General features: G+C 35.8%; 19 protein-coding genes. 6 read left to right on the forward strand and 13 right to left on the reverse strand.

Annotated elements, in window-relative coordinates; genetic code table 11:
- Window positions 1-35 precede the first annotated feature (35 nt).
- The 4 genes from BMZ04_RS01785 to BMZ04_RS01800 form a co-directional block, all read right to left on the reverse strand.
- Window positions 36-941, reverse strand: coding sequence for a chemotaxis protein (locus tag BMZ04_RS01785; RefSeq protein ID WP_093264273.1), 906 nt, complete (start codon window positions 939-941; stop codon window positions 36-38).
- Between the two features lie 169 nt (window positions 942-1,110).
- Entirely contained in the window at window positions 1,111-1,980 is an 870-nt protein-coding gene (locus tag BMZ04_RS01790) for an NAD(P)-dependent oxidoreductase (protein ID WP_093264278.1), read from the reverse strand.
- Window positions 1,981-2,221: 241 nt separating this feature from the next.
- Window positions 2,222-2,377 carry an aspartyl-phosphate phosphatase Spo0E family protein gene (locus tag BMZ04_RS01795; protein WP_093264281.1) on the reverse strand — a complete coding sequence of 52 codons (156 nt, stop codon included), beginning with the start codon at window positions 2,375-2,377 and terminating at the stop codon, window positions 2,222-2,224.
- Between the two features lie 67 nt (window positions 2,378-2,444).
- Window positions 2,445-2,663, reverse strand: coding sequence for a hypothetical protein (locus BMZ04_RS01800; protein ID WP_369802612.1), 219 nt, complete (start codon window positions 2,661-2,663; stop codon window positions 2,445-2,447).
- Between the two features lie 96 nt (window positions 2,664-2,759).
- On the opposite strand from BMZ04_RS01800, the gene BMZ04_RS01805 reads away from it, so the two are divergent.
- The 3 genes from BMZ04_RS01805 to BMZ04_RS01815 all read left to right on the forward strand — a co-directional run bounded on the left by BMZ04_RS01805 (window position 2,760) and on the right by BMZ04_RS01815 (window position 4,324).
- The gene (locus BMZ04_RS01805; protein WP_093264291.1) at window positions 2,760-2,948 is read left to right on the forward strand and encodes a YkvS family protein; all 189 of its coding nucleotides are present in this window, start codon (window positions 2,760-2,762) and stop codon (window positions 2,946-2,948) included.
- A 68-nt stretch (window positions 2,949-3,016) separates the two neighbouring features.
- Entirely contained in the window at window positions 3,017-3,628 is a 612-nt protein-coding gene (locus tag BMZ04_RS01810) for a CPBP family intramembrane glutamic endopeptidase (RefSeq protein WP_255367753.1), read from the forward strand.
- A 54-nt stretch (window positions 3,629-3,682) separates the two neighbouring features.
- Window positions 3,683-4,324 carry a hypothetical protein gene (locus tag BMZ04_RS01815; protein ID WP_093264301.1) on the forward strand — a complete coding sequence of 214 codons (642 nt, stop codon included), beginning with the start codon at window positions 3,683-3,685 and terminating at the stop codon, window positions 4,322-4,324.
- A gap of 35 nt (window positions 4,325-4,359) precedes the next feature.
- Here the strand turns inward: BMZ04_RS01815 and BMZ04_RS01820 are convergent, their stop codons facing one another.
- Both BMZ04_RS01820 and BMZ04_RS01825 read right to left on the reverse strand, forming a co-directional pair.
- Window positions 4,360-4,803, reverse strand: a complete 444-nt coding sequence (locus tag BMZ04_RS01820; protein ID WP_093264305.1) for a MarR family winged helix-turn-helix transcriptional regulator — start codon at window positions 4,801-4,803, stop codon at window positions 4,360-4,362.
- Window positions 4,804-4,879: 76 nt separating this feature from the next.
- Window positions 4,880-5,929, reverse strand: a complete 1,050-nt coding sequence (locus BMZ04_RS01825; protein WP_177184279.1) for an ATP-binding protein — start codon at window positions 5,927-5,929, stop codon at window positions 4,880-4,882.
- A 200-nt stretch (window positions 5,930-6,129) separates the two neighbouring features.
- On the opposite strand from BMZ04_RS01825, the gene BMZ04_RS01830 reads away from it, so the two are divergent.
- Window positions 6,130-7,881, forward strand: coding sequence for a B12-binding domain-containing radical SAM protein (locus BMZ04_RS01830; protein ID WP_093264314.1), 1,752 nt, complete (start codon window positions 6,130-6,132; stop codon window positions 7,879-7,881).
- A 247-nt stretch (window positions 7,882-8,128) separates the two neighbouring features.
- On the opposite strand, the gene BMZ04_RS01835 is transcribed toward BMZ04_RS01830, so the two are convergent.
- From BMZ04_RS01835 to BMZ04_RS01860, 6 genes are all read right to left on the reverse strand, one after another.
- The gene (locus BMZ04_RS01835) at window positions 8,129-9,481 is read right to left on the reverse strand and encodes a TrkH family potassium uptake protein (RefSeq protein ID WP_093264319.1); all 1,353 of its coding nucleotides are present in this window, start codon (window positions 9,479-9,481) and stop codon (window positions 8,129-8,131) included.
- 92 nt (window positions 9,482-9,573) lie between these two features.
- The gene (locus BMZ04_RS01840; RefSeq protein ID WP_093264323.1) at window positions 9,574-10,365 is read right to left on the reverse strand and encodes a TerC family protein; all 792 of its coding nucleotides are present in this window, start codon (window positions 10,363-10,365) and stop codon (window positions 9,574-9,576) included.
- 224 nt (window positions 10,366-10,589) lie between these two features.
- Window positions 10,590-13,655: an efflux RND transporter permease subunit gene (locus tag BMZ04_RS01845; RefSeq protein WP_093264328.1), complete on the reverse strand. Its 3,066-nt coding sequence runs from the start codon at window positions 13,653-13,655 to the stop codon at window positions 10,590-10,592.
- Window positions 13,656-14,948: 1,293 nt separating this feature from the next.
- On the reverse strand, window positions 14,949-16,523 hold the full coding sequence (locus BMZ04_RS01850) for a peptide chain release factor 3 (protein WP_093264334.1): 1,575 nt from the start codon (window positions 16,521-16,523) through the stop codon (window positions 14,949-14,951).
- Window positions 16,524-17,118: 595 nt separating this feature from the next.
- Entirely contained in the window at window positions 17,119-18,168 is a 1,050-nt protein-coding gene (locus BMZ04_RS01855) for a M42 family metallopeptidase (protein ID WP_093264344.1), read from the reverse strand.
- 114 nt (window positions 18,169-18,282) lie between these two features.
- The gene (locus tag BMZ04_RS01860; protein ID WP_093264349.1) at window positions 18,283-19,671 is read right to left on the reverse strand and encodes an aldehyde dehydrogenase; all 1,389 of its coding nucleotides are present in this window, start codon (window positions 19,669-19,671) and stop codon (window positions 18,283-18,285) included.
- 309 nt (window positions 19,672-19,980) lie between these two features.
- Here BMZ04_RS01860 and BMZ04_RS22170 point away from each other — a divergent pair, with 309 nt between their 5' ends.
- On the forward strand, window positions 19,981-20,124 hold the full coding sequence (locus BMZ04_RS22170; RefSeq protein ID WP_177184280.1) for a hypothetical protein: 144 nt from the start codon (window positions 19,981-19,983) through the stop codon (window positions 20,122-20,124).
- A gap of 105 nt (window positions 20,125-20,229) precedes the next feature.
- The gene (locus BMZ04_RS01865; protein ID WP_093264352.1) at window positions 20,230-20,940 is read left to right on the forward strand and encodes a thermonuclease family protein; all 711 of its coding nucleotides are present in this window, start codon (window positions 20,230-20,232) and stop codon (window positions 20,938-20,940) included.
- Window positions 20,941-21,042: 102 nt separating this feature from the next.
- Here BMZ04_RS01865 and BMZ04_RS01870 read toward each other — a convergent pair whose 3' ends face one another.
- Window positions 21,043-21,627 carry a phosphatidylglycerophosphatase A family protein gene (locus BMZ04_RS01870; RefSeq protein WP_093264356.1) on the reverse strand — a complete coding sequence of 195 codons (585 nt, stop codon included), beginning with the start codon at window positions 21,625-21,627 and terminating at the stop codon, window positions 21,043-21,045.
- Window positions 21,628-21,649: the final 22 nt, after the last annotated feature.

Consider the following 21,649-nt stretch of genomic DNA (forward strand, 5'->3'; position numbering starts at 1 on the left):
TAATCGAACAAGGAGTGTCTTATTTTTATATAGATTTACAAAATATATTGATCTATTTTTAAAACCAATTCCGCTATTTCCGGTTTACTAATTTGATCTTCTGCTCCGACTTGATCGCCTTTATGGCGAAGATCATCGGTTATTAGACTCGAGAAAATGAGCACTGGAAGTTTAGCTAAATTACTATTTTCTTTTATCTTGCGTGTTAAAGCATGTCCATCCATTTGTGGCATTTCAATATCTGTCACAACAATTTGTACTTGTTCTGCGATATTAGAAGAATTTTTTTCTAAATCCTCTAAATAGCCTAATGCATCTTTCCCATTTTCAAAAAATTCTAGGTTAACATAGCCGGCTTCATGCATTGTGTCATGTAGCAACTTACGAAGTAAAGGTGAATCCTCTGCAATGACGATCTTTTTATGGGAACGCTCTCGCTCGCCAAGTTTTTTAACAGATTCAACATTTATCCCTGATTCCGGGCTTATATCTACAATTATTCGCTCGTAATCTAGTAATAGAACCATTTCATCTTCGCGTTTAATGACTCCGATGACATGAGAAGTACCACCTTGATAAATATCACTCGGCTTCTCTATCTGCTCCCACGAAATTCGATGAATTTGAGTAACGTTATCTACATGGAATACTATTCGTTGTTTGTTAAATTCAGTTACTATATATTTTTCTTGGTTCTTTTTGTTTACTTCCGGAAGGCCAAGCACCTTCGCCATACTTACTACGGGTAGTACTTCTCCTCGTAATTGTACAATACCTTCCACATGTGGATGTGCATGTGGAATAAATGTAACCGGGATTGGTTGTATTATTTCTTTTACTTTAATAACATTAATACCGAATTTACTGGAGCCAACTTGAAATTCTACTATTTCTAGCTCATTAGTACCACTTTCTAGCAATATTCCTTTATGATCGTTCATGTAAATCGTCCTCTCTATTAACACAAAATCAATTGCGCTAAAACCTGCAAATGCAGGTCAGTTTGCCGTTGTCGCATGTACGCGGCGTTCTTAGCCAGAGTTCCTCTAATTAACTTGTGTTCAATTAAGCTAAATAGATTGTATCACATAGTAGTTAATAGTTCCTATTTCATTTGTACGATTTTATAAGTGCTTGAGTCCCGTTTTCTTCATAACCAATAGCAACCAGTTCGTCATACATTGATTTAGCTAGTTGTAGACCCGGAAGTTTTAAGTTCATTTTTTCTGATTCTTCTAGAGCTATTTTCATATCTTTTACAAAATGCTTAATATAGAAACCTGGTTCAAAATTACCTGCAATCATGCGAGGAGCTAAATTACTTAATGACCAAGAACCAGCTGCTCCAGTTGAGATCGAACGTAACACCTGTTCTAAATCGAGTCCAGCTTTTTGTCCGTAAGCTAATGCTTCACAAACACCTATCATTCCGGTCGCAATTATTATTTGGTTACACATTTTCGTATGCTGTCCAGCTCCGGCAGCACCTTGATAAATAATCGTCTCACCAAAAAGATTTAGAATAGGCAAAACTTTTTCAAACGTTTCTTTGGCACCACCGCACATAATCGATAATTTTCCTAATTGTGCCCCAATGTCTCCTCCAGAAACCGGTGCATCTAGCGCAAACATTCCTCTTTCTTTTGCTGCCACTTCTATTTTTTGAGCAAGTGTTGGTGTCGATGTAGTCAAGTCGATGACAACTAAACCTTTATTGTCAGCTGCAAAAATACCGTCCTCCCCAAAATAAATTTTTTCCACATCATGCGGATAACCTACCATTGTAAATAAGAGTTGGACATTACTTGATACGTCACTTGCACGCTCTACCCAAGTAGCTCCAAGTGAAATTAGTTCATCTGCTTTTTCCTTTGTTCTCGTATAAATAACCACTTCATGACCAGCTTTTAATAAATGCTTAACTAAACTTTTTCCCATTACACCCGTACCGATAAATCCAGTTTTCAACTTTTCTGCCATGTCATTTCCCCCAAATTCGTATTTTACATACCTCTAGTGTACCAAAAAAAGAGGACCATCCAAATAGCTTTTGGATGGTCCTTTAAAAAGGGGGAAATGAGAATGTTGCTGTGTTCTTTATTATTATGCCCCTTTTACAATTTATTAAACATCTTTTTTAAAATTTTTCTTTATTTAATCTTTTTAAGTGTTTGATGCTCTTTTGAAACTTATTGTTTTACCACTTACTTTTCATAGTGAGCTATTTTAGTTTTTCCTCAATTTCATATTCATTTAGAAGTCTATCAAGCTCTTCACTGAGTTCAATCGTTTCTTTATGGGAAACCCCTTTTTCCAAAGCGGCCTTAATCATTTTTTCTCTTGTCAACTCTACTTTATTTAAAATTTTCTCTACCAAACTAAAGCGCCCCTTTACAAAACGTATACTTTTATCAATATACCTTTTGTTTTTGAAATCTAAACCTTTAGCTCCTAGCGACTGGTAAATATGTATAAATTACTTCTCCGCCTTGCTTTGCTTCTCCGGAAAAATGTTTAAAGTCCTCCCTTTTTATCAAGACTTCGCGGAATGATAAAAATTCCGCTTTGGATATTTCTAACATTTTCATGTCACCGCTTTGTAACATATTCAATTTTTCCTCATATGAATGCATACAAATCATTCCTTTCTTATTACTATTCATGTATACTTTCAATACTTTTGGTTAAAATACTTTACGTACACCTCTTTTTAGGGCAAACTGTATTGTATTAAGTTCTAAAAGGGGATGGAACAATCTATGAAAATAGCTGAAGTTGGTAATGTTGTTGAGTTTAAAGATGGTTTACAAGGTATTGTTGAGAAAGTTAATGAGAACTCTGTTATAGTCAATTTGACTTTTATGGAGAACTTTAATGAGCTAGAGATGGAAGAAAAAACTGTGATTAATCACAAGCGTTATAAAATATTATATAGTAATGAAGATTAAACGTCATGCCGTTCCTCTCATAATTAAGAAGAACGGCGTTTTTGAATTTAAGTTAGGATGTGCTTTTTATGTTTCGTCAAATACCAATTATTCAATTAATTATTCCCCTTGTTTTCGCTTATTCTTTTGCTTGGCTAACCTTTTCAAATGAGAAAGTATTTTGGTATTTTTATACCTTTACTACTTTATTTCTTATGTCACTCGCGTATTATTCCGTTAAAATAGAAGATGAACTAAAGACATTTCATTATTTTATTCTTAGTATAGCTTTCGGAGCGCTCACATATGCCTTTTTATTTATTGGTTTTAAATTTATCGACCTAACTCCATTTATGTCCACCAAAAGTATCAATTCTTTTGTCAATAAATTTGGGCCATCATCCATATGGCATTACTTGCTGCTTTTATTTATCATAGCACCAGGTGAAGAGATTTTTTGGAGAGGATATATACAGCAACAATTGAAAAAGTATCTCCCTCCTATAGTCGCTATTATAGTAGGTGCGGCATTATTTAGTGTTTCATTTGCTTTCAGTGGTTTTTGGTTAGGCATACTGGCTGCCTTTGTTATCGGTCTTATTTTCGGCTTTTTATACGAATGGAAAAAAAGTATGCCATTAATCATTTTAGCTCATATCATCATGCTAGTACTACTTTTTCTCGTAATACCATTTACTTGAAAAGGAAACATTATTACAACTTAAGCGTCTATTTAAAAAAGGAGCTGAATCAACGTGAAAAAAATCTATACGTTACTTTCCATTCTTTTACTAACTATCTTACTTGCAGCTTGTGGAACTGACAACGTAAATGAGAGTGCAGATCCGGAAACACCTACTGAAAACATTGAAGAACCAAATCAACCTGAAGAGGAAACAGAAAAACCCGAAGAAACGACTCAAGCTGAAGGGGAAACAGAAAATTCACCCCTACCTATAGAAGAGCTTGAAGGGACTCAAACTGAAAGTGAAACACAAAATTACAAAATTACTGTGATAGAAGGTTTTGAACTGACAGCTGAAGAACCAAATAAAGATTTACTATTCAATCAAGAAAATGACCAACAATCGATGCGAATTGAGACATTTAGTAAGGACGATGCAACGATTGATGGTATTACCAAAAACTTAATTGACACACTAGAAGCATCTAATGATAATGGAACATTAGAAGAAATCACCGATCAAAACCAAATTCCAACGAACGAATCTATTGAAAATATGAATGCTTATCAAATAGATACTCCTGATGGAAAAGTCATTGGCTACACATTTGAACGAGATGGATTACTTGTAAAACTTACTGTGTTTGATACAACAGAAGCACAAGCGGTTCAGGACTTTGTCAAAATGGCAGCTACTATACAAGCAAAATAAAAACTTCGAGCCTTTACTAGGCTCGAAGTTTTTTGCTAAGACAGGTCTTTGATAGATAGTCCTAGTTTTTTTAGGAGTTCTATCGTTTGATCCTTTTCTTCTTCAGATAAAACATCCATCAATTGTTGCAATTGTTGCTCATGTCTTGGAAATAGTTCGTCCATAAATGCTGTACCCTCGTCTGTGATTTCCGCGAATGTAACACGTCGGTCAGTAGCACTAGAGACTCGGTTAATATACCCTCGTCCTTCTAATTTGTCCACTACATAAGTAATCGAACCACTAGCTAACAAAATCTTATTACCAATTTGTTGAAGTGGTTGCTTTCCTCTATGATATAGAAGCTCCAAAACCGCGAATTCTGTCGGATTTAGTCCATTTTCTTGAAAAAATTGATTCGTACATTCATGGATTACTTTATGGGCACGAGACAATACTACAAATAGCTTTAGTGCATTGTTCTGTTGTTCATTTGTCACTCTTAGTCATCCTCACCTATAAAATTGACATTAGCTATCATTATATAGGTTATCCTATAATCTTGTCAAAATAGGTTTAAATCTCTTTTTGTAGTGGAAGTATAAATTTAAAACTTGTTCCAACTTCAACTTCGCTTACTACTTCAATTGTTCCACCATGTGATTCGATTACTTGACTGCTATGAGACAACCCAAGCCCTGTCCCACCAGATTTTGTAGTAAAAAATGGATCAAATATTTTATCCAGTTTGTCTGCTTCTATTCCTTCGCCTTGATCTCTTATTTCGATACAAATGGCCTTCATTTCGATATAAGAAATATTTATATGAATATTGCCGCCTTTTGGCATGGCTTCAATTGCATTCTTAATCGAATTCATAAAAACTTGTTTGATTAAATTTCGATCACCTAAAAATTTGAACTTACTTTCAGCTTTTAGTGAGATGATTATTTCTATATTTTTCATTAGAGCTTGTGGCGCCATAAAATTGGCTACTTCCAATACAAGTTCTTTTACATCGAAATAGTCAAATTTATTAGTTGTTGGTTTGGATACCTCTAAGAACTCTGTTAAAATTTCTTCCATACGCTTTATTTCATCGTTAATGACGGCTAAATATCTTTTCCCGTCCTCATTTGTCGTTTGTTGTAATAATTGAGTAAATCCTTTTAAGGATGTCATAGGATTACGAATTTCATGCGCAATGCTCGCAGCTAATTGGCCAATTGTACTTAGTGATTCGGTATGATTTAAGCGTTTTTTCATCAGCATCTTTTCAGATTCGTCATGAACCTCCGCTAAATATATATTTGCATCTTCTTGTTTGGATACTTTCACGTGAAGATATTTTAATTCTCCTGAAAAAGTTCGAATTTCAGTGTCAAACTCTGCTTCACCAAATTCAATCAGTTTAGCAATGAATGCTTTGTTACTTTTATATGAATTTACAAACAAATCCAAAAGTTTTACAGCGTGAAAGCCGATCACTTTATTCTTATCTATTTGTAATATTTCTTCCATTTGTGCATTCATTTCTAGCACTATTCCTTCTTCATCAATAAAAAGTAGACCATTCGAAAAAAACTGAAATATATGTTCAAATTTTTGTCTATATGCATACTCCACGGGCACGAACTTCACCAAACCTCTCATTGCGAATGAATTTATCCAAAAAGATTAATACTAAGTAATGAATAGCTTAAAAAAGTGTTTATTAATTTTGATTATTCCACATCATTTATGATATTGATATGATACTTTTTTCCTATATTGTCGACATCGATTTTCATTGATACAATGGTTATACAAGAGAAGGAGTTATGACAATGAATATAATATTAACAACGTTGAATGCAAAATTCATTCACACAAATCTAGCATTACGCTGTCTAAAAGCCTATGCAGAACCTGACTATTCCCCCCTTATAGTCGAATACACAATTAAGGATCCGACATTCAATATCGTTGCAGATCTATATCAAAAAAAACCTGATATAGTTGGATTTAGTTGTTACATCTGGAACATCGAAGAGACGATTAAAGTAATTAAAATGTTAAAAACCGTAGATCCCTCTATCCAAATCATTTTAGGCGGCCCCGAAGTTTCATACGATACAAATGTATGGCTACGTCAAGTGAAAGAAATAGATTATATTATTGTAGGCGAAGGGGAACATGCGTTTAAAGAGTTGCTAAACTTTTTACATGGTAAGCAAACGCTGAATGATGTTCCTGGTGTAGCATATGTGGCAGACGACAAATTTATGCTAAATCCGCTACCACCAAAATTAGATTTACGAGACTCTTCTTCTCCTTTTCGCTTTACAGAAGATATTCCAAACTTATCTAAGCGAATTGTATATATAGAGACGAGCCGTGGTTGTCCATTTTCATGTCAATTCTGCTTATCTTCTATAGAAGTAGGAGTTCGCTATTTTAATCGAGATAAAGTTAAAGAGGATATTCGTTTCTTAATGGCAAATGGTGCGAAAACGATTAAGTTTGTAGATAGAACGTTTAATATTAGCCGAAGCTATGCGATGGAAATGTTCCAATTTCTCATTGATGAACATGTACCTGGTGTTGTGTTTCAATTTGAAATAACTGCAGATATAATGCGCCCTGAAGTTATTCAATTCTTAAATGACAATGCCCCAGCAGGACTTTTCCGTTTTGAAATTGGTGTCCAATCTACAAATGATTTAACAAATGAATTAGTACAACGTAGACAAAACTTTGAAAAACTTAAGCGTACGGTAACTATGGTTAAAAGCGGTGGGAAGATTGATCAACATTTAGATTTAATCGCGGGTTTACCAGAAGAAGATTATCATTCGTTTAGAAATACATTTAACGAAGTTTTTGACATGCGACCAGAAGAACTACAGCTCGGATTTTTAAAATTACTCCGTGGAACTGGTTTACGTGTAGAGGCGAAAAAATATGGCTATGTTTATGTCGATCAAGCCCCTTATGAAATTTTTTCCAATAACGTATTAACATTCGACGAAATTCTTCGCATTAAACAAGTAGAAGATGTACTTGAAAAATATTGGAATGCACACAGAATGGATAATACACTTGAATATTTATTCGCTCATATATTCGAGACTCCATTTGACTTTTTTCAGCATTTCGGGACATTCTGGGAAGAAAGAAACTGGTCGAAAATTGGGCATCAGCTAGAAGATTTATATACTCGTTTATTTTCTTTTTTACAGGGGTTAGAAAATATTTCATTGCCTACTATTCAAAGTGTTATGAAACTCGATTATTTATCTAAACAAAAATTCCAACCGCGTAAACCTTGGTGGGAAAATGATATCGATAAAGAAGAACAATCTGTGTTATACAAGCAGCTAGTTGATAATCCATCGATTGCGGGTGATGAGTTTGTTGCATTCGGATTAAACGAGCGCGAGTTATATAAGCAGACATTTATTACTCCAATCTCAATTTGCGTAGACGCTTATAAAGATGAAGTGATTAAAGAAAAAGATGGATATTTACTAACTACTTTCGGTAAAGGTGAAACTCCTCATTTTTCAATGATTGAGAAAAGCGTAATCATAGTATAAGATTCCACATCCTTGTTTTCCGCAGGATTCAAGCGGTAAGCTTACTCAAACAACATTGGGTTGGTCGTGTCGCAACGGATACGTGAGAAAGATAGACATCACAATGTAATCGTAAGTGGAGTTGATGGGTCATCGCTCGCCCCTCGGAAAAAGCGTCAGCCTGGAACGGAAAATTATATGCTTTCTTAAACAAAAACAACCGATCAACTCAGTCCATTTAAGGACCGTTTGCTCGGTTGTTTCTTTATTACCCAATAATTACCCGCTCTTTTGGATAATGATATTTGGTTTTATTGCTCTTTCCTCCTAATGAAAATAAGAATGAAAGCATGCCTACGCGACCGATAAACATTAGAATCATCATCGTTAGTTTTCCTATATCCGACAACTCACTTGTAATCCCAAGCGACATACCACATGTTCCAAAAGCCGAGGTGATTTCAAAAACTAGTGTTGTAACCGGTATTTCAGGTTCTGTCACAGACAGTAAAATGGTTGCTACAAAAACCATTATTAATGCAAGTATAATTACCGCAAAAGCCCGAAAAACATCAATTAAATGTATCTCTCGGTTAAAAACTTGAAGACTGTCTTTTCCACGTGAAAAATTGATCAAAAATAACAGTGCAACCGCAAAGGTCGTTGTGCGTATTCCCCCACCGACAGAACTTGGAGAGGCTCCTATAAACATCAGAACACTCATTAATAAGTCCGTACCCTCATTAAATAACGTTATATCCATCGTAGTCATTCCCGCTGACCTTGTTGAAACGGAGTGAAAAAAAGCCGAAAAAAACTTTTCATGCCATGACATCTCTTTAAAGGAATTAAACATTTCAAGTAAAAAAATCATAACCGTTCCAAATATTAAGAGAATACCATAAGTAATCGTAGTAAGTTTCGTAAATAATGAAAAACGAAAATTTTTATTTTTATTCTTTAAAAATGCTTTCACTTCTATTAAAACAGGAAATCCAATAGCGCCGAACACAATTAAAAAGCTAGTAATAATTTGGATAAAGTAATCATTATGATAAGGCACTAATGATTGGCCTGTAATGTCAAATCCTGCATTAGTAGTTGCAGATACAGAAGTAAAAATTCCCTGCATCATGGCTTGCTTAAATGAATCGTAATACTGTGTAAAATATAAAGTTAATAATATCGCACCGACCAACTGAATTAACAACAGAATTTTTATGATTTCTCTTATTAAGTGCACTACTCCCGACATAGTATACTGATTGTGATCGACCATAATAAGTTGTCTTTCTCGTAAACCAATTTTCTTACCTGAAATAAGCCATATAAATGTCCCCAATGACATAATCCCAATCCCGCCAAGTTGTAAGATGAGTATAATCATGATATATCCGAACACACTGTATGTTTCTGAAATATTAATCGTTGTTAGTCCAGTAACACTTACCGCACTTACAGCTGTAAAAAGACTATCTATAAAATCTACTTCTACCCCCGGTCTATGAACACCAGGCAAACTGAGCAGAATGACGGAAACTGCAATGGCGATAAAATAATAGGTCACGATCGCTTGTGCAGGAGTAAATTTAGATTTCGGTTTTAGTTGCGATTTTTTCATACATATTAGTTCCTTTCAGACATTCCTGTTAACTCATTGTAGAAAAAAAAAGCATAAAAAGATAGTAAATCTATCTTTTCATGCTTTACATATTATTTGTTTTCTTCGACGTTTTTATATTTTGCTACTCCTAATACATAACCACCAATAGCAATAACAAATAACACAGTCCAGAATATAATACTCCAAATTGTCGAATGTGGGAAATGCTCATCTAGTATTCCAACGCCTGGATGTGAAAGTGTTAATACCGCAAGTTTAACCCCTACCCAACCAACGATTAAAAATGCAGCTGTTTCAAGTGTAGGATATTTCTCCAATAATCGAACAAATTTATGTGCAGCAAAACGCATAATTATTAGTCCAATTACACCACCAAAGAACATAACTGAGAATTGTCCCGCATTAATACCACCAATATCAAAATTACCTACATGTGGTAATGTAACAGCAATTGCAACGGCTGCAAGCATAGAGTCAATCGCAAAAGCAATATCTGCTAGCTCTACTTTTAACACAGTCACCCAGAAACCAGAACCTTTTTTCTCTTTTCCTTGACCAGTTTCCACCAATTCATCAGATTCATCGTCGTCTTTACTCTTCCGCTGATCGAAAAGATGTTTAATGGAGATGAATAGTAAGTAGGCAGCCCCAATTGCTTGGACTTGCCAAATATTCACTAAGAAAGTAATCATAAATAACGCTGCAAATCTAAAGACAAACGCACCTAGTAATCCGTAAAATAATGCTTTTTTCTGCTGATCTTTTGGTAAATGTTTTACCATAACAGCCATTACGACCGCATTATCGGCAGCAAGTAAACCCTCTAATCCAACTAATACGAGTAATACCCAACCATACTCCAACAATATTCCTAAATCCATCAATATCCTCCTTTTTGCAAAGAAAAAGACCCTTGCCTAAAAAAAAGGCAAAGGTCTTGCTAAGCAAATTTAATAATTGCTATCATAACCGATGGCAAAAGCCATGTAATGACGACTATGAAATAGGTTTCCCTATAGCTACTCCCCCTTGACATAAGTCAAAAGTTTATTCGATTATGATACTAATTATACTGTCCATTTTACCATTTGTAAACAAATATTACTTAACTGTAAGTTGATGCTTTTTTTCTTGTTTCTTTATCAAACAAACTGTAAATTACTGGTACGACATATAATGTTAAGAATGTAGAACTGATCAAACCACCGATCACAGTAATCCCCATCGGTTGATTAATCTCCGTACCTTCTCCTATTCCTAAAGCGAGTGGTATTAGTCCTAGAATTGTTGTCAGTGCAGTCATTAATATAGGACGCACTCTATCTTTTACCGATGTTGTAATTGCTTCATACGATCCCATACCTTGTGCTTTACGCTGATTTATATAATCCACTAAAACAATCCCATTATTTACGACAATTCCTACTAATATCAGAATACCGATAACTGCCGAAATACTAATTGGAGTAGCCGTCGTGAATAGACCGATAAATATACCGATTGTAATAAGTGGTACGGTAAACATAATAACAAATGGGTATTTATAAGATTCAAATTGTGCGGCCATCACTATATACACAAGCACAACTGCTAATAAAACAGCCATAATCATATCATTTTTTGTATTATCCAACAATTCTCTATCCCCACCAAAAGAGACTCTTACATCATCTTCTAAAGAAGCTTTGTCAATTGCTTCATCGACAGCATCAGACATAGCCCCTAACGAGTACGTCGACTCATACTTAATCGTAAAAGTTACCGCACCTGCCTGATCCACTCTTCGTATCGTTAATGGTCCGTCTGCAATTACAACATCCGCTACATCTTGCAACATTATGTAAAGACCTGAGGGAGTTCTTAGTTTTAATTGTTTCAATTTGTCGACACTGTTTCGAAATGCATCATCATACTGGACATATACCCCGTACACATCTTCTTGCTCCGAAATTATTTGCGTTGCAAATACTCCCCTTGTCACGTTATTGACAGTTTGTGCTATTTGGACTGGTGCAAGCCCATATTCTATCGCAGCATCTCGTTTTACAGTGATTTGTACTTCTTCAATAGTCTCCGTTAAATCATTTCTAAAACTAGTGACACTTGGCATTTTATCTACTTCATTAATAATCGCATGAACTGCATTATTAAGATGTTCATTATCAATGGAAGAAACGGTAAAGGAGATTGAATTTGGTGTCGAACCTGCAGCGGTTTGCATATTAAAGTTCACTTCGACATTTTCTCCAGCTATCTCCTTTATTTTTGGTTGTACGTCATCAACAAACGTGAAAATAGAACGCTCTCTTTTTTCTAAAGGAATCATCTTCACGTATATTTCTGCTCGATTGGACATCGATGTTCCTCTAGACTGCCCCTCCTGATTGCCACCGACAAAACTTACGTACACTTCCACATCTTCTTCTTTTTGTAATTGCTGTTCTATTTTCTTTACTACTTCATCGGTTGCTGCTAAGGCAGCGCCATTTTCTAGCCTTACTGCGATCGTCACGAAACCTTCGTCGGTTACGGGTAAGAATTCCGTACCTATGCGGAATAATCCGAATGTAGAAATAACTAATAATACAACTGTAATCGAAAGAACGATTGCACGATGTGATAGAGCCCATCTGACCGAACGTTCAAAATTATTATATGTCTTCGATCTGCGTCTTTTGGCCTCTATATTTCCTTTCGATTTCTTTAACAATCTACTTGCCATCATTGGAACTACGGTTAATGCAACAACTAGTGAAGCAACTAAACTAAACGAAATTGTTAAAGCAAACTCTGTAAAAATTTGACCAATTAAGCCGGATAAGAATAACACAGGTATAAAAACCGCTACTGTCGTTAATGTGGAAGCTATAATTGCACCAGCAACTTCTTTTGTTCCGATCGATGCTGCTTCTCTTGAAGTCTTTCCTAAACCTAAATGTCTTTCGATATTCTCGATTACAACGATGGAGTTATCCACTAACATTCCAATACCGAGTGCTAACGCTCCTAACGTCATAATGTTTAAAGAGAATCCTGCAAAGTAAATTAAAACAAATGTCACAATGACAGAATACGGAATAGCAATACCAATAATAATTGGGCTTTTTATTCCTCTTAAAAAGACGAATAGTACAAGCATAGCTAAAATAGCACCGGATACAAGGCTTGTCCCAATATTATCAATTGCTCCTTTTACATAGTCTCCTTGGTCAAAAAGTATATTTGCTTTTATGTCCTTATACGCTTCTTTTGTAAGCTGCTCGTCCAAAGCTTGTTGAAATGCTTTTGAAACACTAGCCGTATTTGCACCCGATTCTTGAAAAACGGATAATAAAACGGCTGGTTCATCATTCGATCGCGTTTCCGAATTTTGTGCTTGTTCGGTTAGTTCTACAGTAGCAACATCTGCAACTGTTATTTTTTTTCCGTCAATCGGATTTACAGTTATAACTAGATTTTTAATATCGTCCACTGTGGTAAGTGTACTAACAATTCGAGTAGTAAGGTGTTTTTTATCTGCCGTTTCGATTGGATTTCCAGGAAGTGAAATATTATTTGCTTGGATTAACTGTACAATGTCTGTTTGAGTAAGCCCTTTTTCTTCTAATGCTTGCTGGTTCAGATGAATTTGCACTTCTTCTATGATCGAACCAGACATATTAACACTTGCTACACCTTCCGTACTAACAAGATTCTTTTCAAGCCTTTCGGCTACTAAACGAATATCTTCGCCTGTACTGGATCCACTTAACGCAAGTTGGATTACTGGAAACTGTGAAGGGTCAAATTTTAAAAACTGTGGTTTGCCCGCTTCTTCTGGTAATAACGTCATATCCAGTCTTTGCATTACATCTAGTTCAACGTCATCCATATTGGTTGACCATTCAAATTCTAGTAATATAAAATTGGCACCTTCTTGAGAGGTGCTTTTTATGGATTTTATCCCAGGCATCGTACTTAACGATGATTCTAGTGGTTTTGTAATTTTTTCATTCACCTCGACTGGACTTGCTCCAGGATAACTCGATACAACCACCGCTACTGGAGGATTTAAGTCGGGTATGAGCGTGATTGGTATTTTGAAAAAAGAAACTCCACCTAAAATGATTATTAAAAACATGATTACAGTTGTAAATACCGGCCTTTTTATAGAAAAATTACTTATGTTCATCTTTAGGTCCACCTTCTCATTTGGTAATACTATCATATGCTTTAGGGGGAAAGAGTTCAAATGTGAAATAACAATTTATGCTTCTAAGTACAAACTAAAAAGCTACCAATATTACTGGATAGTGCCCGCAATCGAATTAAAAGCTCGATTAAGTGTCCGCTATGATTTTCGCTCCAGGCGGGACGCTTTCCGCGGGTATGGCTTCAATCTCCTCGTCGCTACGCTCCTGCGGGGCTTTCAGCTCATGCTATTCCCGCTGGAGTCGCCGCCTTCCGCTTCAATCAAAGGAAGCTGCTGACTAATCAATTATTGGCTAGAGCACTAGAATTAACACCCCCTCCTAGCCGATGACTTAGTTAAAATCATTCTCTACATAATATTACCTTTTGAAATCGAATATTATGTGCCAATTGTGCAACGTATTATTGCTAATTGAAAAATTTCATTTCATGACAAGTCAAGGCCTTACTATGAAAAATGACTGCCTTCGGAATAGTATTGGTTACATTATGTGAATAGTCTGTTGCTCTTAGTAATTTACTAGATTCACACATTGAAAAACTACATGATACTAGATTTATCATAGTTCCTATTGAAAGATATAAATGGAAAGGAACGCTTAGTATAGGGATATACTAGTTCAATGTTGGAAATCGTGCTCAATACTGATTTATATAGTGAAACTTAAGATTGACGTAACCATCACACTATGGCAAAGAATATCCGTTTTGTTACTAATGAAAATTAGCTCATATAAATATACTCAAGAGTATTATTTATTGTTTGTATCACACCAAATAACCCTTTACTTTAAGAATTGGTTGGTTTCAAGATTGAATTGATTAAATTCAGAATAGTATCTTTACTTTCAATGACCTTCCTGTTGCTCTAAGCCATATACTGGATTTATACATTATAAAACTACATAATATTGGATTTGGCACGATGCTCCTGATAAATTTAAGTTTCTGTTAAGTTAGATGCAAATTAATTAGCAAGTTCCATTGATTGCAGCGTAAGGCGGCGACTCCAGCGGGATGAGTGAGAAAGATGAGACATCACAACGTACGCGTAAGCGGCGGTGATGGCTCATCGCTCACCCCGCGGAAAGCGTCCGCCTGCAGCGGAGGTCATAGTGGACACTATTCGAGCTTTTAACGCGCACTATTCCTATATTGCTTTTAATAAAAAGGTGCATAACTTATGTTGTTTAGAGAAAAATTTCACAAACAACATATTATTTCCTAGAACAAAAAAGAGGTCAACTCTATGATAAGGTTGACCTCTTGCTGCTTAAAGTAAATTATACAATTTAATATGCTCGTATTTGTCTTGGAACCAGCGAGTTGCAAACTCATTTTCAAACAAAAATACATATTGATCGTAGCGATCTTTTACAAGCATACTTCGTGGACCAGTCATCGATTCTTTCACATCTTCTTCATTTTCAATCCAACGAGCTACTTTCGATCCAATTGGTTCCATACGAACTTCTACATTATATTCATTTTTCATACGATGTTCGAACACTTCAAATTGAAGCTGTCCAACTGCTCCCAAAATAACCTCTTCTGTGTGGAGCGTTTTGTAATATTGAATTGCACCTTCTTGTACTAATTGTAAGATTCCTTTATGGAAATGTTTCGATTTTAATACGTTTTTCGCCGTTACTTTAACGAATAACTCAGGTGTAAATTGAGGAAGCGCCTCATAATTAAATGCCTTCTTCCCTCCAACAACCGTATCCCCGATTTGGTAGTTACCTACATCATATAGCCCGATAATATCTCCTGCTACAGCGGTTTCAACTGTTTCACGATCATCTGCTAAAAATTGGGTAGATTGAGTTACTTTGAAGGTTTTACCAGTCCGAGCAAGGGTTATCGTCATGCCTCTTTCAAATTTCCCGGAAACAATTCGAACGAATGCAATACGATCTCGGTGTGCCGGGTTCATATTCGCTTGAATTTTGAAAATGAAGCCAGAGAATTCTTCGTTTAAAGGATTCACCTCTTCTTCATTGTCTGTATTACGAGGTTGTGGGGTTGGTGCGAATTGTAGATATGTTTCTAAAAATGTTTGAACCCCAAAATTAGTTAAAGCACTACCAAAAAACACTGGTGTTAAATCCCCTGCAAGTACTTTTTCTTTATCAAAATCATTTCCAGCTTCATTTAAAAGCATTATATCTTCCATAGCTTGCGTATAATATGAAGTTTGTTTCATCGAATGATCGACCGCTAGTTCCCCGTCTTCATCTAAAGGTAGGTATCTTTCCTCTTCTTCTGTTCGGAATTGCTCGATTCGATTGTTATAGCGATCATAGATTCCTAAAAACTCTTTACCCATACCGATTGGCCAGTTCATCGCGTAAGACTGAATCCCTAGAACCTCTTCTAATTCTTCCATTAGCTCTAAAGGCTCTTTCCCTTGGCGGTCTAGTTTATTGATAAACGTGAAAATCGGAATTCCACGCATACGACAAACTTTAAATAGTTTTAATGTTTGTGCTTCAATCCCTTTAGCTGCATCGACAATCATTACTGCACTATCTACAGCCATTAATGTACGATACGTGTCTTCACTGAAATCTTGGTGCCCAGGTGTATCTAATATATTAATCCGGCAATTATTGAAGTCAAACTGCATAACGGATGATGTAACCGAAATTCCGCGTTGTTTCTCAATTTCCATCCAGTCAGACGTTGCAAATTTCCCAGACTTCTTCCCTTTTACTGTTCCTGCATCACGAATAGCTCCACCAAAATATAAGAGCTTCTCCGTAATAGTTGTTTTACCAGCATCCGGGTGGGAAATAATTGCAAAAGTTCTTCTTTTTAATATTTCATCTTGTATTTTTATATCCATTCTGTTATATCTCCTTCTTATTCACTTATTTATCATATGGATTTAAGGCAAAAAAAACAAGTAAAAAAATACCCTTATAAAGAATATTTCACGTGTTGTAGCAATAGTGCGCACTAATAAGTTTCCGCTAGGATTTCCGCTGCTGGGCGGACGCTTTCCGCGGGCATGGCTTCAGCCTCCTCGTCGCTTCGCTCCTGCGGGGTCTTCAGCTCATGCACCTGACGCTTCGCTTTTGGTGCAAAAAACATTTGCTATTCCCGCTGGAGTCGCCGCCCTTCCGCTCCAATCCACTGAGCTTGCTAGCTAATTAGTGTCGCCCTAAAAATAAGATTTAATAACTGGTTGAACTAGACAATCCACTGTGAATGCAGCAAACTATCCTTCGAACACGACAAAGCTTTCACATAGTAAAGTCTTTACTTGATTGTGATGGCTCATCGCTCACCCGACGGAAATCATAGCGGTAACCTAATAGAGCTTTTTAAGACGCACTATTCCTAAAAAGTGACATGCCTAAATTTTTTGAGTAGGTATCCACATAATACTCATTTTATCATTTCCAAAACCATAAAAAAGAATCGGTTTGACCCGATTCTTAAGAAATTTTTGTGTTTACATATGCAAATAAAAGTTCTGCTGTGTTTTTTAAGGAATCTATATGTGTACGTTCATATGCATGGGAAGCTTCAATCCCCGGTCCAAATAATGCATGCTTTACATCAAATCCAGCGCGAATAGCTGCGGATGCATCGGAACCATAGTTAGGATAAATGTCTAATTTATAGTCAATATTTCCTTGTTGCGCAAGCTCAACTAATTGACGGGTTAATTCGTAATGATATGGCCCTGATGAGTCTTTTGCACAAATTGATACAGTATATTCATCGGATGTTTGACCGTCTCCGATCGCCCCCATATCTACAGCGATATATTCCACCGTTTGCTCAGGGATGTTTGAATTCCCACCGTACCCTATTTCTTCATTATTGGAAATATAAAAATGAGTTGTATTCGGTAGTACCACTTTATTATCTTGTAATGATTTTATTAATTGAAGTAGTAATGCTGTACTAGCTTTATCATCTAAATGGCGTGATTTGATAAATCCCGTGTCCGTTTCTTCAAAACGAGGATCAAATGTTACAAAATCACCTACTTCAATGCCAAGTTTTCGTGTACTTTCCGCATTTGTTACTTTTTCGTCGACTCGGACTTCGATATTTTGCTCGTCTCTTGGCAGAGCACCTGCATTTTTATATACATGCACAGTAGTTTGATGCATTAGAATCGTTCCACGGATCTTTTTACCACTCGCTGTGTGAATGGTGCAGTATTCTCCTTCTACTGCATTCCAATTGAAACCACCGACCATGGATAGTTTTAATCTACCACTTGATTTAACTTCTTTTACCATTGCACCTAATGTATCGGTATGAGCTGTTAGTAGACGATGTTTAGTATCGTCTTCCCCCTTAATAGTAGCAATTAAAGCTCCTTTATTTGTCCGAGTATAGCTAACGTGAAGGTCTTTTAATACATTCTCCATAAATTCCATAATTTCCTTCGTATATCCAGATGGACTTGGAATTTCCACTAATTGTTTCAATAATGTAATGGTTTGTTCTTTATTAAAGGTAAATGACATTTCATATTTCCTCCTATTCATCCTTCTATGGTACCAAAAAGTCATCAATTGGTAAAAGTGAAACTTCGATCCTAATATAGCTACAAAGTTATGACATTGTGGACGTTTCTCTTATTATTTCAATAGAGTGCGCACTAACTTCACTTTATTTTTATAAGGAGGAAACACTATATTCACAGGTAACTTTGTACTCTTTTTTATAATAGACTTTTGATGTGTGAATAAAGTAAAGCTGGCCTCACCGTGATATGCTTGAACCCCAGAATTACCTACGCCTCCAAACGGTAAATATGCACTTCCTGCATGTGAAATCGTATCATTTATACAACCTCCACCGAACGAAAATTCTTCCAAGAAATATTGTTGTGCGCGTTCATTCTCACTAAATATGTATGCAGCAAGCGGTTTTGGCAATTTACGAATTCGACGAATTATTGCAGGCAGATCAGTATAACTTATAATGGGTAATATGGGACCAAATATCTCATCCTCCATAGAAGGACTTGAGAAATCTATTCCTGCAAGTAAAGTTGGTTCTATATATAAATCCGTACTGTCTGTTTTTCCACCAAAAATAATTTGATCTTTCTCTCGTTCTAAAATCGTTTTCAAACGGTCAAAATGATTTGTATTGACAATTCTACCAAGGTCCGGGCTATCTTGAATCATTTTCCCATAAAACTGTACAATTGTTTGTTTTAAAAGCTCAATAAATTTTTCTTTCACAGTTTCTTCTACTACTACATAATCAGGGGCAATACAAGTTTGACCAGCATTTACGAATTTCCCCCAAATAATTCTCTTTGCCGCTACTTCTAAGTTAGCTGTGTGATCGACAATTACTGGGCTTTTACCACCCAGTTCGAGTGCAATTGGCGTGAGTCTTTCAGCAGCGGCTTTCATGACCAATTTCCCCACTTTTACACTTCCAGTAAAAAAGATAAAATCAAATGGAGCATGGATGAGCAGAGAAGTCTCCTCTTTCTCTCCTTCCATTGCTCTAATATAGCGAGGGTCAAACGTTTCTGAAATTATTTTTTGTATTATTTTTGTTGTATGTGGCGTCAATTCAGAAGGTTTTATCACTGCACAGTTTCCTCCAGCTATTGCCCCGAGCAATGGCTCCATTACTAATTGGAATGGATAATTAAACGGTGCAATAATTAAAACCGTTCCATATGGATCATGCATGATAAAACTTTTGGAAGGCATTAGTGCAAGTGGAGTTTTTACTTGTTTTGGCTCCATCCACTTGTCCAAATGTTTTACCATATATGCAATATTATCGTACACTAAACCAATTTCTGTTGTGTAGGCTTCAAACTCACTTTTTCTAAGGTCTCGGTAAAGTGCCTGTATGACATCTTTTTCATATTTTTTTATCGTTTTTTTTAATATCATTAATTGTTCAATTCTAAATTTAGTTGATTTGGTAATCCCAGTATCAAAAAAAGCTTGATGTTCTTTTATTATTTTATCTAATTGTAGTTCAGTAAAAAACACGCAAACATCTCCTAAAAGTATAACTTCCTTTTAGAGAATCATACTACTTGTTTCTCGAATGGGAAAGAATATTACATGTTTATTTATGCATTTAAACTTCTTTTTTTGACGATACATGAGAAACAAATAATGTGGAATACTCTTAATGTAGAGAGAAATTCTTTTTTAAATCCCACTCCATTAGTCAATAAGCCTTACTTTTTGGTGCGTGAAATTTGATTCATCTTTCAGATATTTAGTTTATCGGTGAAACTGATCAGGGTATATACTTATCAAATGGATAAAAGGAAACTAAAGGAGGAAATGAACATGACAGAAACAGCTACATGGTGGGAACCTATTTTTACTGGTGCATTTGAGTTGGGGATTAACAAAGAACGGTTATCAGAATTAGACGAGGAAGCATTTTTATATTTTAAGGAAGACCTAGACGAAACGGAGAGTAATAATTGAATAAACTTTCTACATAAAATCAGCTTTTTCTTCAAAGAAAAAGCTGGTTTTTTTAATCATTTTTCTCTGCTATTGTATATGCTAAACTTATTCATGGTGATTAGGATGAAAAAAATAATTTTACTCATATGTCTATGTATGTTATTCGGTTGTGAAGAAATTTCCTCAAACGAGAATACACAAATTTCTGGTACAATTCCTGTCGAAGTGATAGATGTCATAGACGGCGATACGATTAAAGTAAATTATAAAGGAAATGTTGAAACTATCCGTTATTTACTAATAGACACACCCGAAATGTATCATCAAACGCTTGGAAAACAGCCATACGGAGATGAAGCGAAATCCCGCAATAAACAATTGCTAAATAGCGGAGATGTCTCAATAGAATTTGATGTGGGAGATCGGGTGGATGATTATAATCGAATGCTAGCCTATATTTATGTCGATGGCGTCAGTGTCCAAGAAACACTTTTAGAAGAAGGGTTAGCCCGTGTCGCGTACGTCTTCCCTCCCAATACAAAATACATTGATGCATTTGAACAAGCAGCAGAATTAGCGAAATACAAAAAGATTGGTGTCTGGGAAACAACTGGCTATGTAACTGATAGAGGGTTCGACACTGCTGTCCTAAATAATCAAAACGTCGACTCTGAAAAAAATGGAAAATGTCTAATAAAAGGGAATATTAATCGACAAGGTAAGAAAATTTATCATATTCCGAGCGGTAAATATTATGAGGAGACGAAGCCGGAAGATTGGTTTTGTACAGAAGGAGAAGCGATGAAAGCTGGCTTTAAAAAATCAGGAGAATAATTGTATAATCCCCAAAATCATTTATATTAACCCTTTCTTAGGCAGGAAATATAAAATCCCAAGTCGCTTTAAGAGGCAACTCGGGATTTTTCAGCAATTTAATTATGTTCTGACATCTTTTATTTTCGATTCAGGGGCAGTTTCTTCTGGTTTTATATCTTCAAATGTTTCATTTGCTTCTTCTAAATCTCTCGTTCGGTGTGCTAGACGAGAAGCCGCACTTGCAGCAACACTACATACTAGGTCGTCTAAAAAAGTGTGCACTCCAATCCCTATTTTCGTATCAAGCTTCGATATAATTCCTATTTTATTTTTATCTAAATGACCAAAAGTAGTAACGGCTATACTTCCATACGTAAATACCGCTCCTAGGGCAATTGTTTCATCTACACCAAATAGTCCTTCGTCTGCTTCTACTATTTGTTGTAATGGAGCGGATAACATCTTTTTCTCTGCAAGCTCATCTAATTCGACACCCACTAAAATAGCATGTTGCATTTCTCTTTTTTTCAAAACACTTTTGACCGATTCCACACAGTGTTCGATTGTTAACCCTTTATTGTAAGGTGTTTGCATTTCATAAACGATTTTGGCAATTTCTTCAATTGTTACACCTCTTCGTAATAATGCATCATTTGCAGCCTTTTCCACTGCTCTTGAATGTATTCTTGACGTCTGTCTATCCAATTAAACTGCCCCCTTTGGTTAA

Origin of the sequence: Psychrobacillus sp. OK032 (assembly GCF_900111345.1) — a bacterium.
Lineage (GTDB): Bacteria > Bacillota > Bacilli > Bacillales_A > Planococcaceae > Psychrobacillus.